Below are 16,221 nucleotides of genomic sequence, written 5' to 3' on the forward strand. Positions count from 1 at the left end.
GCCAGTCAACGCAAGCAAATAGGCCGCAATATTCTCATGCTGCGGATCATCAGCGCATCTCGTGTTGCGCCTATCCGGTCGAACGAGCCCCATGAGCGACAAAGCGGTCATCACCTGCGCGCTGAACGGCGTGCTCACCGATCCCAGGCAGCATCACGTGCCGGTCACGCCGGAGGAGATGGCGCGCGAGGCGCGCCGCGCCTTTGACGCCGGCGCGTCGATCATGCACATCCATCTGCGTCAGCAGGCCCCTGGCAAGGGACATCTGCCGTCCTGGGAGGTCAGCGTCTCGCGCGAGATCCAGCAGGCGATCCGCGAGGCCTGCCCCGGCGTCGTCATCAATCACACCTCGGGCGTCTCCGGGCCGCACTATCAGGGCGCGCTCGATTGTATCAGAGAAACGCAGCCCGAGATCGCGGCCTGCAACGCAGGCTCGCTGAACTACCTGAAGGTCAAGGCCGACAACAATTGGGCCTGGCCGCCGATGATGTTCGACAACTCGGTCGAGAAAATCTCGGACTATCTTGCTGCGATGAAAGACGCTGGGACGATCCCGGAGTTCGAATGCTTCGACGTCGGCATCGTGCGTTGCGTCGGCATGTACCGGCAGACCGGCATGTACTCCGGGCCGCTGGAGTACAATTTCGTGATGGGCGTTGCCTCCGGCATGCCGGCCGATCCCGAGTTGCTGCCGATCCTGCTCAAGCTGAAGCTGCCGGAGGCGCACTGGCAGGTGACGGCGATCGGCCGCGCCGAAATCTGGCCGCTGCACCAGCGCTGCGCCGAGCTCGGCGGTCATCTGCGCACCGGGCTGGAGGACGCGTTCTATCTCGGCGACGGCACCAAGGTGACCTCGAACGGCCAGTTGATCGAGGCGATCGCCGCCTGCGCGCGGCGCGCGGGACGCGAGATCGCGAGCCCCGCCGAGGCGCGGCAGATGTTCGGCACGATGAATTGACGCGACAGGCTCCGTCATTGCGAGCGCAGCGACGCAATCCAGACATCCGCGTGAGGCCCTGGATTGCTTCGTCGCCTTCGGCTCCTCGCAATGACGTGGATGGGGAAGGAGTAAACCAATGACCAATCTCGACGCCACGGGCGGCGTATCCGGTCCGGGACGCATCGGCCGGGTCGCGATCGGCGATCTCCTGAAGCGCGCGGCGCGGCGCTTTCCGGAGCGGGTCGCGATCACTGATGGCAGTCGCCAGATCACCTTCACCGAGCTGGAGCGCGATGCCAACCGCTTCGCGAACACTCTCGTGGCCAAGGGGCTGAAGCCAGGCGAGAAGATCTCGACCGTCTGCAACAACTCGATCGAGTTCGTCAAAGCGCTGTTCGGCATCCACCGGGCCGGCCTCGTCTGGGTGCCGATCAACACCATGCTCGGCCCGGCTGACATGGACTACATCCTCGGTCATGCCGAGGTCGGCTTCGCCATCATCGATGACAATCTGCATGCCCAGCCGGAGCGGCGCGCGGCGCTGGAAAAGCGCGGCGTTGAGCTGATCGCGGTCGACCTGACGGGCACGGCGAAGGCCGCCGGGCTCGCCAGCCTCAACGACCTCATCCAGGGCCATTCGGACATCGAGCCCGAGATTGAGATCAATGATCGCGATCTGGCGATGATCATCTACACCTCCGGCACGACGTCGCGGCCGAAGGGCGCGATGCATTGCCATCTCGCCGTGGTGATGGCCGTGATGAGCAACTGCATCGAGATGCAGCTGTCGCGCGACGACGGCATCACCGGGCAATTTCCGCTGTTCCACTGTGCCGGCCACGTGCTGCTGCTCAGCTATCTCTCGGTCGGCGGCCGCATGGCGCTGATGCGCGGCTTTGATCCGGTCGCCTGCATGGAGGCGATCGTGCGCGACCGGCTCACCGTGTTCGTCGGTCTGCCGCTGATGTACCAGGCGATCCTCGATCATCCGCGCCGCAAGGAGTTCGATCTCTCGCAGCTGCGGACCTGCCTCTACACGATGGCGCCGATGGGCCGGCCGCTGCTGGAGCGCGCCATCAGGGAGCTGTGCCCGAACTTCGTGCTGACCAGCGGCCAGACCGAGATGTATCCGGCGACGACGATGTCGCGCCCCGAGGTCCAGCTGAATCGTTTCGGCAATTATTGGGGCGAGTCGCTGTTCGTCAACGAGACCGCGATCATGGACGATGCCGGCAACCTGCTGCCGCCAGGCGAGGTCGGCGAGCTCGTGCATCGCGGTCCCAACGTCATGATGGGCTACTACAAGGACCCGAAATCGACCGAGGACGCCCGCAAGTTCGGCTGGCACCACACCGGCGATCTCGCCGTCATCGACAACGGCGAGGTGCTGTTCCTCGATCGCAAGAAGGACATGATCAAGTCCGGCGGCGAGAACGTCGCCTCGGTCAAGATCGAGGAGACGCTGCTGGCGCATCCGGCTGTGCAGAATGCCGCCGTCGTCGGCCTGCCGCATCCGCAATGGGGCGAGGCCGTCTCGGCCTTCGTCAAGCTCAAGCCCGGCGTACAGGCCAGTGAGAATGAGCTGCTCGAGCACTGCCGCAAATCGCTCGGCGGCTTCCAGGTGCCGAAGCTGGTGCGTGTGCTGGAGGAGATGCCGATGACCGCCACCGGCAAGCTGCGCAAGGTCGAGCTGCGCCAGGCCTATGGCGAGCACTTTGCGGCGAAGCGCGCGTGAGCTGCTCCACCAACTCCGCCGTCATTCCGGGATGGCCCGAAGGGCCAGGCCCGGAATCCATAACCGCGATCGTGAGCATGGATTCCGGGCTCGCGCGTCCGCCTTCGCTCTGCGAGCGGCGGCAAACGCGCGCCCCGGAATGACGAACAAACTCAGAGATCGTTGCTTATGGCCACCATCGACAACACCATCTCACCCACCGGCGCAGCCTTCCAGGCCAACCGTGACGGCATGCTCGGGCTGATCGCGCGGATGCGCGATCTGGAAGCGCGGACGCGCAACGCCTCGGCGGCGGCGAAGGATCGCTTCCATCAGCGCGGCCAGCTGCTGCCGCGCGAGCGCGTGGCGCTGGTGCTCGATCCCGGCGCGCCGTTCCTGGAGCTGTCGACGCTTGCCGGCTACATGTTCGACGTGCCGGACGCAGGCAAGAGCGTGCCCGGCGGCGGTGTCGTGGCCGGCATCGGCTTCGTGTCCGGCGTGCGCTGCATGGTCTCTGCCAACGATGCCGGCATCGATGCCGGCGCGCTGCAGCCCTACGGTCTCGACAAGACCTTGCGGGTGCAGGAGCTGGCGCTGGAGAACAAGCTGCCCTACGTGCAACTGGTCGAGAGCGCCGGCGCCAATCTCTTGCGCTACCGCGTCGAGGACTTCGTCCGCGGCGGCAACATCTTTCGCAATCTGGCGCGGCTGTCGGCGGCGGGGCTTCCCGTCGTCACCGTCACGCACGGCTCGTCGACGGCGGGCGGCGCCTATCAGACCGGGCTGTCGGACTACATCGTGATGGTGCGCGGCCGCACCCGCGCCTTCCTGGCCGGACCGCCGCTCCTGAAGGCCGCGACCGGCGAGATCGCGACAGAGGAGGAGCTCGGCGGCGCCGAGATGCACACCTCGATCTCGGGCCTCGGCGACTATCTCGCCGAGGACGACCGCGACGCGCTGCGCATCGCGCGCGAGATCATGGGCAAGCTCAACTGGGATCGCCCGTCGCACGACGTGTCACCGGCCAAGCCGCCGCGCTACGACCAGGAGGAGCTGCTCGGCATCATGCCGCTCGACCATAAGCGCCCGGTCGACATGCGCCAGGTCATTGCCCGCATCGTCGACGACAGCGACTTCGTCGAGATGGCGCCGAACTACGGGCTCGCGACGGTGTGTGGCCATGCCCGCATCGAGGGCCAGGCCATCGGCATCGTCACCAACAACGGCCCGCTCGATCCGGCCGGCGCCAACAAGGCGACGCATTTCATCCAGGCCTGCTGCCAGACCCGCACGCCGATCCTCTATCTCAACAACACCACCGGCTACATGGTCGGCCGGGCCTATGAGGAGGCCGGCATGATCAAGCACGGCTCCAAGATGATCCAGGCGGTGACCTCGGCCACCGTGCCGCAGATCACGATCTATTGCGGCGCCTCGTTCGGCGCCGGCAATTACGGCATGTGTGGGCGCGGCTTCCATCCGCGCTTCTGCTTCTCCTGGCCCAACGCCAAGACGGCGGTGATGGGCGGCGAGCAGGCCGCGGAGACGATGGCGATCGTGACCGAGGCGGCCGCCGTCAGGCGCGGCAAGCCGGTCGAGCGCGAGAAGCTCGACGCGATGAAGGCGCAGATCATCGGCGTGTTCGACAGCCAGATGGATGTGTTCGCGACCTCGGCGCGCGTGCTCGACGATGGCGTGATCGATCCGCGCGACACCCGCGCGGTGCTGTCCGAGGTGCTGGCGATCTGCCGCGAGGCCGAGGCACGCGAGCCGCAGCGCATGCAGTTCTCGGTGGCGCGGCCATGAGCGGAGAGACGACGGGAATGCAGCGCAGGCCGTTCCACAAGGTGCTGATCGCCAACCGCGGCGAGATTGCGTTGCGGATCATGCGCACCGTGCGCCGGCTTGGTCATGGCGTAGTTGCGGTCTATTCCGACGCCGATCAGGACGCACCGCATGTCCGGCTGGCCGATCAGGCGGTCCGCATCGGCGCGCCGCCACCGGCGCAATCCTATTTGAACATGGCAGCGATCATTGATGCGGCGAAGGCGACCGGCGCGGATGCCGTGCATCCAGGCTATGGCTTCCTCGCCGAGAACGAGGATTTTGCGATAGCCTGCAAGGAAGCGGGCCTCGTCTTCATCGGTCCTTCGCCCGAGGCGATCAAGGCGATGGGCAACAAGGCCGGCGCCAAGGCGATCATGCAAGGCGCCGGCGTGCCCTGCGTGCCCGGCTATCAGGGCGAGGACCAGGGTGACGAGGCGATGATGCGCGAAGCGCGCCGCATCGGCTTTCCCGTCATGATCAAGGCGGTCGCCGGCGGCGGTGGCCGCGGCATGCGGCTGGTGACGGACGCGGACACGTTCGCGGGCCTGCTGCGTAGCGCGCGTTCCGAAGCAGCAGCCGCATTCGGTGACGGCACCGTCATCCTGGAGAAGGCGATCGCCAATCCGCGCCACATCGAGATCCAGGTGTTCGGTGATGTCAATGGCAACGCGGTCCATCTCGGCGAGCGCGACTGCTCGGTGCAGCGGCGGCATCAGAAGCTGATCGAGGAGGCGCCGTCACCGGCAGTCGGGCCCGAGTTGCGCGCGCGCATGGGTGCGGTGGCGGTGCAGGCGGTGAAGGCGCTCGGCTATGAAGGCGCGGGCACGCTGGAATTCCTGCTCGATGGAGACGGCCAGTTCTACTTCATGGAGATGAACACCCGGCTGCAGGTCGAGCACCCGGTCACTGAGGCGCTCACCGGACTCGACCTCGTGGAGTGGCAGTTGCGCGTCGCCGCCGGCGAGCCGCTGCCGCTGCGTCAGGAGGAGATCCGCTTCTCGGGTCATGCGATCGAGGTGCGGCTGTGCTCGGAGGATGCCGAGCATGACTTCATGCCGCAGTCGGGACGAATGGCGCTGTGGCACATGCCGAGCTCGATCCGCGTCGAGCATGCGCTGGACTCCGGCGCGGAGATTCCGCCCTACTACGACTCGATGATCGCCAAGCTGATCAGCCATGGCGCGACCCGGGAGGAGGCGCGGGCGCGGCTGATCGTCGGACTCGCGCAGGCCGCCGCGCTCGGCGTGGCGACCAACCAGGCCTTCCTGATGTCCTGCCTGCGGCATCCGGCCTTCGCAGCGGGGAAGGCAACCACTGCCTTCATCGGCGCGCATCGTGACGAGCTGCGCGCGCCGGCTGTCGATGCAGAGGCCATCGCGCTCGCCGCGCTGCTGCTTTCCATCAGCCACCCGCTTGCGCATCCGGTCCGCAGCGGCCGTTCGTTGTCGGCGGCCTTTGCGACACCGCTCCGGTTTCAGATCGGCGGCGAGGTCCGGGAATGCGAGCTGCTGCGCGAGCGCGACAGATTCTATCGCGTGACCCACGACGGCGCCGACCATCGCTTCGAGATCGCTGCGCTCGAGGGCGATACGCTCCGCGTCCGTCACGCCGACATCACCGAGAGCGCCCGTTTCGTGCGCGATGGCGACTGGCTGTTTGTCCAGTATCGAAGCCAGACGCTGGCGTTGCGCGATCTTACGCTGGCTGCGCCTCAGTCCACGGCCGCTGCCGGCGGCGATGGGAAAGTCCGCGCGGCTCTCAACGGGCGCGTCGTCGCGGTGCTGGTGAAGCCCGGCGATCGCGTCGCGGTGGGACAGCCGGTCGTCACGCTCGAAGCCATGAAGATGGAGCACGTCCACATCGCCGGCATTGCCGGAACGGTGACGACGGTCGAGGTGGCCGACGGCGATCAGGTGGCCACGGGCCGGATCGTGGTGGAGATTGCGGGGTGATCGCTGTGCCGTGGGCTTGTGTTGCGGAGCAGAGCTGTCACGACGTCGGTACAGCCTGCCTGCCTCACGGATGCAATTGCCGTCTCAGCGCGGCGACCAGCCGGGTCGTCTGGAACGGCTTCGACAGCAGCGGCGCTCTGGCAAACTCCTCCGGGCATTGATCGACGGAATATCCGGTCACGGCGACGAAGGGTACGTCGGCCGCGACGAGGGCGCGGGCGATCGGCGCTGAGGTTTCCTGTCCGAGGTTGACGTCGAGCACCGCGAGGTCGCAGGGATGACGCTCCAGCAGATCGAGCGCCTTGGCCACCGTCGGCGCCACGCCGACCACCGCAAAGCCTGCCTCTTCGAGCTCGACGGCCAGGTCGAAGCCGATGATGGGATCGTCCTCGACGATCAGAACGTGAATCTTCTCACCGATGCGCATTGATTCTGGTGCGGCTGAGACGTTGCAGGGGACAGGTCAGATGCCAGTGCAGGCCGGACACCGGGAATAGCACCTCCACCGTTCCATCCAGGCCGGACCGCACCATGTCGGAGATCACTCGGCTGCCGAAGCCGGTATGCGCGGGCGGCGACACCGGCGGTCCGCCGTTTTCCGTCCAGCTCATGTCGAAGAGTTGTCCGTCCGTGCTCCAGCGGATCACGATCTGCCCGTCATCGTTCGACAGCGCACCATACTTGGCGGCGTTGGTCGCGAGCTCGTGGATTGCCATGCCGATCGATTGTGCGGCTTCAGGCGTCAGTTCGATCTGCGGCCCATCGATGGCGATGCGGTTGCTGACGGGATCGCCGAAGGCGCCAAGCTGGGAACGGACGAGGTCGCCGAGCGGAATGAACCGCCAGTCGTTCTGGATCAGGAGATCCTGATTGCCCGCGATCGCCTGCAGCCGTTCCAGGAAGCGGCCGAGGTCGAGCTGCCGGCCATGACGGGTCATCTGCCGCGCAATCGCCTGCACCAGCGACAACAGGTTCTTGCTGCGATGGTTCACCTCGGCGAGCAGGGTGCGCAACTGTTCCCGGGTCTGGCGCTTGTCGGTGATGTCGCGCACGATCTTGGAGGCGCCGATGACGCGGCCGGCAGAATCGCGCACCGGGGAGACCGTGACCGAGACGTCAATCTGCGCGCCATCCTTGCGGATGCGGATCGTCTCGAAATTGTCGACGATCGCGCCGGAGATGACGGTTGCCAGGATGCGATCCTCCTCGGCCTGGCGTTCGGAAGGAATGATCGTCCGGATCGACTGGTTGATCATTTCCGACTCGGAAAAGCCAAAAATTCGTTCGGCGCTCCTGTTCCAGCTCGTGATCGTTCCGTCCAACGTCTTGCTGACGACGCCGTCGGACGACGACGCGACGATGGCCGCGAGCATGGCGGCGCTGCGCTCCGCCTTCTTGGACTGGCTCACATCGCGAACGATGGCCGAGATCCCGATGATCGTGTCGGCCTTGGTGCGGATCGGCGAAAATGTGATGGAGACTTCGATCGGGTGGCCCTGCTTCGTGATCCGGAGCGTCTCGAAGCTTTCGATGGACTCGCCCAGGCTCACCCGCGCTCGAATGGCGCGGGCCTCCTCGCGCAGCTCAGGAGGAACGATGTCGAAAACGGAGGTGCCGATCATCTCGGCGGCGCTATGTCCGAGCATCCGTTCGCAAGCCCGGTTCCAACTGCGGATGACGCCGTCGTTATCCGTGCCGAGGACAGCGTCGGCGGACGAGTCTACAATCGCGGCCAGATAGGCCGTTTCGTCATCGGCGGCGCATTGGACAGGGGAGGCGCCGGGCTTTCCGTGCACGTCGCATGTTCCTTGCTAACAGGACAATAGAGAGGACGCCGTGAACAAGATTAGCGACTTGTTCGTGTACGAATGCAAGGGTCATCTCCTTCGCATGTTTCTTATTGGTTATTTCCGGCGACGAGGAGCAGGCAGAGCCGTCGAACGACCGGGATGTGCTCCACCGGGATCGTGCCACGCGCTCCAGCCTCCGGGGCGAGCACAGCAAACGTGGATCGCGGATTTTTGTTCCGCGCCTTCAGGCTGACAAGCTGTGCGTTGACGGCTCTCCGGCCGTCCTGCTGGTGGCCGCCCGGTCCATTGGTAAACGTCGGGAGCGAACAGCGCGCAGAGCTCTGGAGCGCGCGCGGCGTACCCGATTACTTTCGCAGACTGAGAATGTAAGTCGCGAGGTCGGCGGCGTCGGCCGGACCGAGCGGGTTGTTGGCCATGGTCGCATGCGGAAGCAGGAGGAACTTGGTCAGCATGTCCATGGTCAGGCTTTCCTTGGCCGCAATTGCGACGAAGGGCCTGGCGCGCCGGAACTTGGTCGGCTGGGCGCCCACGGCGTGGCACTCGGCGCACCAGCGCTCAGCGAGCTGCCGGCCGTGGTCGAGGTCCTCGGCCGCAGCGGGGGCCGCCATCAGGATCAGCAGCACGACCGAAAAGGCGATTGCACGCGGCAAGGGCTGCACTCCTCACAGCGGCTGGTCGTCGTCAGTCGACGGCTGGTCCTGCAGCGAGACGATGTCGCCGCCACCGAATTCGTCCTCCGGCGGCGGGTAGACCCACATGTGGTCCCGCACATCCCTGACGCCCGGTACGCTCTTGGCCGCGACGATCGCTGTGGCGCGCTCGCTTTCATGGCGCACGGCGCCGGTCAGATGCGCGATGCCGTTGCGGACGACGACGTTGAAGCGGCAGTGCTTGCAGGCGGCCTGGTCGAGGGCGTCGAGAATGGCGCTGCGGAGCCCGTCATCGTCGGGGGTAGGGCCGGGCACGGCAGTCGCGAGATCGGCCAGCGTCTGGACGAAGTCCGTATGCGTCACTATCCCGGTCAGTCGCTCGCCGCTCACGACCGGCAGGCGCTTGATGCTGTGCTTCTCCATGGTCTCGACGATCTCGGCAAGGCCGGCATCGGCGCTGACGGCGACTGCAGGCTGGCTCATGATGTCGCCGACGGTGCGACCGTGCGAATGGACGAAGTCGGCACCGATGCGGCCGCGTCCGACCAGGAGATCGAGCCAGCGGCCCCGCTTGCGCTCGGTGCCGAGCTCGGCCCGGCGCAGGAAGTCGCCGTCGGTGACCATGCCGACCAGCGTGCCCGAGGCGTCGACCACCGGCAGCCCGCCGATATGATTGCGCAGCATGATCCGGGCGGCCTCGGCAACAGGTGTTCCCGGCGTCACCGTGATCACTGATCTGGTCATGATTTGATGAGCGCGCATGTCGTGGTCTCGAAGTCGCTGCGGTCGCAATCTATAAATAATAGCCGCGTCACGCCGCGCGCGCTTGACCAGGATCAACGCCCGGCCCGGCGTCCGGCGGACCTAAACGATCCGCGAGGTCTTGTTGCCCCAATAGCGGTCACGCAGCAGCCGCTTGTACAGCTTGCCGGTCGGCAGCCGCGGCAGCTCCTTCTCGAAGTCGATCGAGCGCGGCACCTTCTGCCGTGACAGCGATTGCCGGCAGAAGGCGATCAGCTCCTCCTCGAGCTCGGACCCGGGGATGATGCCCGGCAGCGGCTGGATCACCGCCTTCACCTCCTCGCCGAGGTCTGGATTGGGCACGCCGAACACGGCGGCGTCGGCCACCTTCGGATGCGTGATCAGCAGGTTCTCGCACTCCTGCGGATAGATGTTCACGCCGCCGGAGATGATCATGAAGGTGGCGCGGTCGGTGAGATGGAGATAGCCGTCGGCATCGACATAGCCGACGTCGCCGACCGTGCTCATCGTGCCGTCGGCCGATCGCGCCTCCCTGGTGCGCTCGGGATCGTTGAAATATTCGAACGGCGATCCGGTCTTGAACCACACCGTGCCGGCGGTGCCTCGCGGGCACGGCTGCATGGTGTCATCGAGAATGTGCAAATCGCCGAACAGCACCTTGCCGACGGTGCCGCGATGCGCCAGCCATTGCTCGCTGTCGCACGCGGTGAAGCCGAGGCCTTCGGTGGCGCCGTAATATTCGTGGATGATCGGCCCCCACCATTTGATCATGTCCTCCTTGACCTGCGCCGGGCAGGGCGCGGCGGCATGGATCGCGACTTCGAGCGTCGACAGATCGTAGCGGGTGCGGACCTCCTCGGGCAGCTTCAGCATGCGCGAGAACATCGTCGGCACCAGCTGGGTGTGGGTGATGCCCCATTGCTCGATGAGCTGGAGATAGCGCTCGGGGTCGAACGTCTCCATGATGATGGCCGTGCCGCCGCAGCGGATGGTGAGATTGACGGCGGCCTGCGGCGCCGAGTGATAGAGCGGCGCCGGCGACAGATAGATCATGCCCTCGCGGTAGCGCCACAGCTTCTCCAGGAAGTCGAAGATCGGCAGCTGCTGCACGGGGGGCTGCTCGGGCAGGGGACGCAGGATGCCCTTGGGCCGGCCCGTGGTGCCGGACGAGTACAGCATCGCCGTGCCCACGCATTCGTCGGATATCGGCGTCGCAGGCAGGCCGGCGGCCGCCACCTGCAGGCCGACGATCCGCTCGCTCTCGCCCGGCCCATCGGCGACGATGCAGAGCTCGATGTTGGGCGACTCCTTGAGCGCCTCGCGCGCGACGTCGAGCTTGGCAACGGAGGTGATCAAGAGCCGCGACTGGCTGTTGTTGAGGATGTAGGCCAGCTCGCCGGATGTCAGATAGGAGTTCACGCAGGTGAAATAGAGCCCGGAGCGCTCGCCGGCGCCGCACGCTTCGAGATAGCGGCTGTTGTTCTCCATGAAGATCGAATAATGGTCGAGCCGCTGTAGCCCAAGCTTGCGCAACAGATGCGCCAGCCGGTTGCTGCGGGCCTCGAGCTCGCGATAGGTCACGGCCTCGCCGGTGGAGGCCATGATGAAGGCGGGCTGCAGCGGGCGCAGCCGGGCGTGCTTGCCGGTGTACATGCTGCGCCTTGTCCTCCGGGGATCTGGTTCTTGGTTATTTCGAAGGAGTGTAACGGAGCGAATCGGAGCCGTCATGTCTGAAGTTCCCGGCCTGTCGGCTCGAGGGCTGTTGCTGCGCCTTTTTTTGCGCCGCAAAAATCGGGAGCACGTCGTGCCATTTCGCCGGCGAGGCATGACATGCGTCATCTCTTCACCCTCGGCTTATTCTTTGGCCTGATCACCGGAGGTCAATTGGCCGGCGCTGCTGAATTTACCGGCAGTCGGCACGATTGTTTCTCTGTCACAAAACCACGACGTGTGTGAGATTATGGAAGCGGGCCTGCAGTCGCCAATCCGTCCTTGAGCGGGGCGCCGATCTCGTCGACTGATGCCCGCGAACAAAGATGCTCTCGAACGCCTGTGGCCGGTCGCCCCGATCGCGGTCTGGCGCAAAGGAGACGACCTTGAGTGCGACCGACTCCCCTGTTCCTTCACGTCAAGCCGCGGATCTCAACATCCAGCCCGTGCGCGCGATCGGGCCGTCGGTCGTGCTGCTCGTGCTGGCCCTGTCGGGCTGCAGCGAGAAGCCTCCGCAGCAGGCCGCGGCGCCGGCCGCTCCGCCGGTCACCGTGGCACAGCCGACCAGGCGCACGGTCACCGATTGGGACGAGTTCACCGGGCGCTTCGAGGCCGTCGAGGAAGTCCAGGTCCGGGCGCGGGTCGGCGGCTTCGTGACCAACGTCGAGTTCCGCGACGGCGCCATGGTCAAGACCGGCGACCTGCTCTATGTGATCGACCCCCGCCCGTTCGAGGCCGTCGCCACACAAGCCGATGGCCAATTGGCTGATGCGCGCGCGAAGGCGGAACTTGCGAAGCGCGAACTCGATCGCAGCCTGACCTTGAACCAGAGCCAGGCCGTCTCCGACTCCATCGTCGATCAGCGCCGTCAGGCGCTGCAGGCGGCCCACGCTGCGGAAACGCAGGCCGAGGGCGCCCTCAAGGCGGCGCAGCTCAATATCGAGTTCACGCATGTGCAGGCGCCGATCACCGGCCGTGTCAGTCGCCATCTCGTCAGTGTCGGCAATCTCGTCCAGGGCAGCGACAACGGTACCTCGACGCTTCTGACCACGATCGTCTCGATGGACCCGATCTATATCTATTTCGATATGGACGAGGCGACTTACCTGAAGAACAACCGGCTCTATTTCGAGGGCAAGCGGCCAAGCTCGCGTGAGACGCCCAATCCGGTGCAGGTGACGCTGACCGGCGAGACCAAACCGTCGCATGACGGCAAGATGGACTTTCTCGACAACCGCCTCGACGTGTCCACCGGCACCTTGCGCAGCCGCGCGGTGATTCCCAATCACGATCTGTCGATCCTGCCCGGGCAGTTCGCGCGCGTCAGGCTGATCGGCAGTGCGCCGTATGAGGCCCTGCTGTTGCCGGACACCGCTGTAGCCACCGATCAGTCGCGGAAAATCGTGTTCGTCGTCAAGGACGACAACAGCGTGGAGGCGAGGCCGGTCGTGCTCGGGCCGCTCGATGACGGCCTGCGCGTGATCCGCGAAGGCCTCAAGGCGGAGGACCGCGTCATCGTCGAGGGACTGCAGCGCGCCCGTGTTGGCGCCAAGGTCAGTCCGCATCCTGCGGCCCAGTCGAGTGGCGGCAAGACCGGTGACAAGACATGAATCTCGGCCGGCTCTCCATCAATCAGCCGATCCTGGCGATGGTGCTGTCGATCGTGCTGCTGATCGTCGGCGCGCTCGCCTACACGACCCTGCCGGTCTCGGAATATCCGCAGGTGGTGCCGCCGACGGTCGTCGTCACCACGCAATATCCGGGCGCCTCGGCGCAGACGGTGTCCGATACGGTCGCGGCTCCGATCGAGCAGGAGATCAACGGCGTCGACGACATGCTGTATCTGTACAGCCAGGCGACGTCGAACGGCCAGTTGAACATCACGGTAACCTTCAAGCTCGGCACCGATCTCGACAAGGCCCAGGTGCTGGTACAGAACCGCGTCGCGATCGCGCAGCCGCGGCTGCCGGAGGAGGTGCAGCGCAACGGCGTCGTCACCCGCAAGAACAGCCCCGACCTGATGATGGTCGTGTTCATGCTGTCGCCGGACGACACTTTCGACCAGACCTACATCTCCAACTATGCGTTGCTGCAGGTCCGTGATCAGTTGCTGCGGCTCGACGGGGTCGGCGACATCACGATCTTCGGTGCGCGAGACTATTCGATGCGGCTGTGGCTCGATCCCGACAAGATCGCCAATCTCGGCATGACCGCGGGCGATGTGATCGCGGCGATCCGCTCCCAGAACCTCCAGATCACCGGCGGCCAGATCGCCTCGCCGCCGATTGCCGACCGCGCCTTCCAGCCCAATCTGACCTTCACCGGCCGGCTGAAAGAGCCTGGACAATTCGAGGACATCGTCGTCAAGGCCGGCAGCGACGGCCGCACGGTGCGGCTGCGCGACGTCGCGCGGATCGAGCTCGGCGCGCTGGATTTCTCGACCAACGGGTTCCTGTTGCGGAAATCAGCTGTTGCCATGCTGGTGTTCCAGCGTCCGGGCTCCAACGCTCTCGCCACCGCCAAGCGCATTTCCGATACGATGACCAGCCTCAAGGCGAACTTCCCGAAAGGGCTGGACTACAATATCGGCTACAACCCGACCGAGTTCATCGCACAGTCCGTCAGCGAGCTGGTGAAGACGATCTACGAGGCGATGGTGCTCGTCGTGATCGTGGTGCTGGTGTTCCTGCAGGGCTGGCGCCCTGCGATCATTCCCATCATCGCGATTCCGGTCTCGCTGGTCGGCACCTTCGCGGTGATGGCCGCGCTCGGCTTCTCGATCAACAATCTCACGCTGTTCGGCCTGGTGCTTGCGGTCGGCATCGTGGTCGACGACGCCATCGTCGTGGTCGAGAACGTCGAGCGGCATCTCGAGCACGGCATGAGCCGGCGCGACGCCGCGCTCAAGACCATGGAAGAGGTTGGCGGCGCGCTGGTCTCGATCGCGCTGGTGCTGTGTGCGGTGTTCGTGCCGACGGCGTTCCTCGGCGGCATTTCCGGGCAGTTCTTCCAGCAATTCGCCGTCACCATCGCGGTCGCGACCGCGATCTCCTGCTTCTGTTCGCTGACGCTGTCGCCGGCGCTGGCGTCGCAACTGCTGCAGCCGCATGGCGAGAAACGGCCGCCGGCGCGCTGGAATGTCATCGCGCGCGGCTGGGGCGCCTTCACCGGCCTGTTCAACCGCGTCTTCGACCGGCTGTCGCACGGCTATGCGCGGGTGGCTGGCTTCGTGATCGGCCACGCCGTCTTGATGCTCGTGGTCTATGCGCTGCTGATCGGCAGCGCCGGCTGGCTGCTGTACACCACGCCGCAAGGCTTCATCCCGGCGCAGGACCGCGGTTACGTCATCGTCGCCGTCCAATTGCCGGGCGCTGCCTCGCTGGCGCGCACCACCGAGGTCGTGCGCAAGATCGAGAACATCGCGCTGGCGACGCCGGGCGTCGTGCGCGTTCCGGCGCTGGCGGGCTTGTCGGGCGCCACGCGCACCCAGTCCGGCAATTCCGCGGCGCTGTTTCCAGTGTTCGACGAGCCCGAGGTGCGGGCCAAGAAGGGTCTGACCGCCAATGCCATCACCGCGGAGCTGCGCAAGCGGCTGGGCGCCATCGAAGATGCCTTCATCATCGTGATCCCGCCGCCGGCAGTCCCCGGCATCGGCACGGGCGGTGGGTTCACGATGCGGATCCAGGACCGCCAGGGCCGCGGCAGCGACCTGTTGGCGGCGGCGACCGATGAACTGGTCGGGGCGGCGCGCAAGGCGCCGGGACTGACCGCGGTGTTTTCGCCCTACAGCGCCAACACGCCGCAGGTGTTCGTCGATATCGATCGGGTCAAGGCGCAGAAGCTCGGCGTTCCCATCGCCAACATCACCGAGACGATCGAGACCTATTTCGGTTCGGCCTATGTCAACGACTTCAACCTGTTCGGCCGCACCTACCACGTCACGGCGCAGGCCGACCTGCCGTTCCGCAAGGAGACGGCGGATCTCGCCCGCCTGCGCACGCGCAACGCCGCCGGAGACATGGTGCAGCTCGGCAGCGTCGTCGACTTCAAGGACATCTCCGGGCCGGATCGCGTCGCGCGCTACAATCTCTATCCGTCGTCCGAAGTGCAGGGCGACACCTTGCCGGGGACCAGCTCGGCGGCCGCGATCGACACCATGAAGCGGCTCGCCGCCGAGACGCTGCCGAGCGGCTTCTCCTATGAGTGGACCGACCTGTCCTATCAGCAGGTCACCGGCGGCAATTCGGGGCTCTATGTGTTTCCGATCTGCGTGCTGTTCGTGTTCCTGGTGCTGTCGGCGCAATATGGCAGCTGGAGCCTGCCCTTCGCCGTGATTCTCATCGTGCCGATGTGCCTGCTCGCCGCCACCATCGGGGTCAGGATCATGGGGCAGGACGTCAACATCCTGACCCAGATCGGCTTCGTGGTGCTGGTCGGGCTCGCGGCCAAGAATGCTATTCTGATCGTGGAGTTCGCCCGCGACATCGAGCGCGAGGGTCGCGAGCGGCTCGATGCCGTGATCGAGGCCTGCCGTCTGCGCCTGCGGCCGATCCTGATGACGTCCTTCGCGTTCATCCTCGGCGTGCTGCCGCTCGTCGTCTCCACCGGCTCGGGGTCGGAGATGCGCCAGGCGGTCGGTGTCGCGGTGTTCTTCGGCATGCTCGGCGTGACGCTGTTCGGCCTGATCTTCACGCCGATCTTCTATGTCGTGGTCCGCAACCTCGCCGACGGATCGAGGCGCACCAAGCCGGCGCTCTAGCTCTCCAAGCGAATGTCGGTGCCGGACCACGCACTCGAGCGCGGCCGTGGCCGCCGCGGGAAGGGATGGGCGCGGCCGGGGTTCTGGCCTATCATG

At 65.8% G+C, this 16,221-nt stretch carries 11 protein-coding genes; 6 read left to right on the plus strand and 5 right to left on the minus strand.

The features are described from left to right. The first annotated feature begins 91 nt into the window (after positions 1 to 91). The 4 genes from LQG66_RS26695 (at position 92) to LQG66_RS26710 (ending at position 6,433) form a co-directional block, all read left to right on the plus strand. Positions 92 to 958: a beta-keto acid cleavage family enzyme gene (locus LQG66_RS26695; protein WP_231318617.1), complete on the plus strand. Its 867-nt coding sequence runs from the start codon at positions 92 to 94 to the stop codon at positions 956 to 958. A gap of 118 nt (positions 959 to 1,076) precedes the next feature. Beyond that, positions 1,077 to 2,675: an AMP-binding protein gene (locus tag LQG66_RS26700; RefSeq protein ID WP_231318618.1), complete on the plus strand. Its 1,599-nt coding sequence runs from the start codon at positions 1,077 to 1,079 to the stop codon at positions 2,673 to 2,675. A 168-nt stretch (positions 2,676 to 2,843) separates the two neighbouring features. Next, complete coding sequence (locus tag LQG66_RS26705) at positions 2,844 to 4,460, plus strand: acyl-CoA carboxylase subunit beta (RefSeq protein WP_231318619.1); 1,617 nt, start codon at positions 2,844 to 2,846, stop codon at positions 4,458 to 4,460. 17 nt (positions 4,461 to 4,477) lie between these two features. Further along, complete coding sequence (locus LQG66_RS26710; protein WP_231327955.1) at positions 4,478 to 6,433, plus strand: acetyl-CoA carboxylase biotin carboxylase subunit; 1,956 nt, start codon at positions 4,478 to 4,480, stop codon at positions 6,431 to 6,433. A gap of 64 nt (positions 6,434 to 6,497) precedes the next feature. Here the strand turns inward: LQG66_RS26710 and LQG66_RS26715 are convergent, their stop codons facing one another. The 5 genes from LQG66_RS26715 to LQG66_RS26735 all read right to left on the minus strand — a co-directional run bounded on the left by LQG66_RS26715 (position 6,498) and on the right by LQG66_RS26735 (position 11,309). Then, positions 6,498 to 6,860 carry a response regulator gene (locus LQG66_RS26715; RefSeq protein WP_231318620.1) on the minus strand — a complete coding sequence of 121 codons (363 nt, stop codon included), beginning with the start codon at positions 6,858 to 6,860 and terminating at the stop codon, positions 6,498 to 6,500. Continuing rightward, entirely contained in the window at positions 6,847 to 8,229 is a 1,383-nt protein-coding gene (locus LQG66_RS26720; protein WP_231318621.1) for a sensor histidine kinase, read from the minus strand. Before LQG66_RS26720 ends, LQG66_RS26715 begins: the two co-directional genes overlap by 14 nt. A gap of 359 nt (positions 8,230 to 8,588) precedes the next feature. Further along, the gene (locus tag LQG66_RS26725; protein WP_231318622.1) at positions 8,589 to 8,894 is read right to left on the minus strand and encodes a c-type cytochrome; all 306 of its coding nucleotides are present in this window, start codon (positions 8,892 to 8,894) and stop codon (positions 8,589 to 8,591) included. 12 nt (positions 8,895 to 8,906) lie between these two features. Then, positions 8,907 to 9,656: a CBS domain-containing protein gene (locus tag LQG66_RS26730; protein ID WP_231318623.1), complete on the minus strand. Its 750-nt coding sequence runs from the start codon at positions 9,654 to 9,656 to the stop codon at positions 8,907 to 8,909. A gap of 102 nt (positions 9,657 to 9,758) precedes the next feature. Continuing rightward, positions 9,759 to 11,309 (minus strand): AMP-binding protein, encoded by a 1,551-nt coding sequence (locus tag LQG66_RS26735; protein WP_231318624.1) that lies wholly within the window; start codon positions 11,307 to 11,309, stop codon positions 9,759 to 9,761. Between the two features lie 443 nt (positions 11,310 to 11,752). On the opposite strand from LQG66_RS26735, the gene LQG66_RS26740 reads away from it, so the two are divergent. Both LQG66_RS26740 and LQG66_RS26745 read left to right on the plus strand, forming a co-directional pair. Then, positions 11,753 to 12,976 carry an efflux RND transporter periplasmic adaptor subunit gene (locus LQG66_RS26740; protein WP_425601249.1) on the plus strand — a complete coding sequence of 408 codons (1,224 nt, stop codon included), beginning with the start codon at positions 11,753 to 11,755 and terminating at the stop codon, positions 12,974 to 12,976. Next, on the plus strand, positions 12,973 to 16,125 hold the full coding sequence (locus tag LQG66_RS26745; RefSeq protein ID WP_231318625.1) for an efflux RND transporter permease subunit: 3,153 nt from the start codon (positions 12,973 to 12,975) through the stop codon (positions 16,123 to 16,125). Before LQG66_RS26740 ends, LQG66_RS26745 begins: the two co-directional genes overlap by 4 nt. Positions 16,126 to 16,221: the final 96 nt, after the last annotated feature.

It is taken from the genome of Bradyrhizobium ontarionense (genome assembly GCF_021088345.1).
Lineage (GTDB): Bacteria > Pseudomonadota > Alphaproteobacteria > Rhizobiales > Xanthobacteraceae > Bradyrhizobium > Bradyrhizobium ontarionense.

Excerpts from the sequence above, each read along its gene's own strand:
- LQG66_RS26715 (WP_231318620.1), bottom strand. The coding sequence starts at position 6,860 with ATGCGCATCGGTGAGAAGATTCACGTTCTGATCGTCGAGGACGATCCC.
- LQG66_RS26730 (WP_231318623.1), bottom strand. The coding sequence starts at position 9,656 with ATGCGCGCTCATCAAATCATGACCAGATCAGTGATCACGGTGACGCCG.
- LQG66_RS26735 (WP_231318624.1), bottom strand. The coding sequence starts at position 11,309 with ATGTACACCGGCAAGCACGCCCGGCTGCGCCCGCTGCAGCCCGCCTTC.
- LQG66_RS26700 (WP_231318618.1), top strand. The coding sequence starts at position 1,077 with ATGACCAATCTCGACGCCACGGGCGGCGTATCCGGTCCGGGACGCATC.
- LQG66_RS26745 (WP_231318625.1), top strand. The coding sequence starts at position 12,973 with ATGAATCTCGGCCGGCTCTCCATCAATCAGCCGATCCTGGCGATGGTG.
- LQG66_RS26695 (WP_231318617.1), top strand. The coding sequence starts at position 92 with ATGAGCGACAAAGCGGTCATCACCTGCGCGCTGAACGGCGTGCTCACC.
- LQG66_RS26710 (WP_231327955.1), top strand. The coding sequence starts at position 4,478 with ATGCAGCGCAGGCCGTTCCACAAGGTGCTGATCGCCAACCGCGGCGAG.
- LQG66_RS26705 (WP_231318619.1), top strand. The coding sequence starts at position 2,844 with ATGGCCACCATCGACAACACCATCTCACCCACCGGCGCAGCCTTCCAG.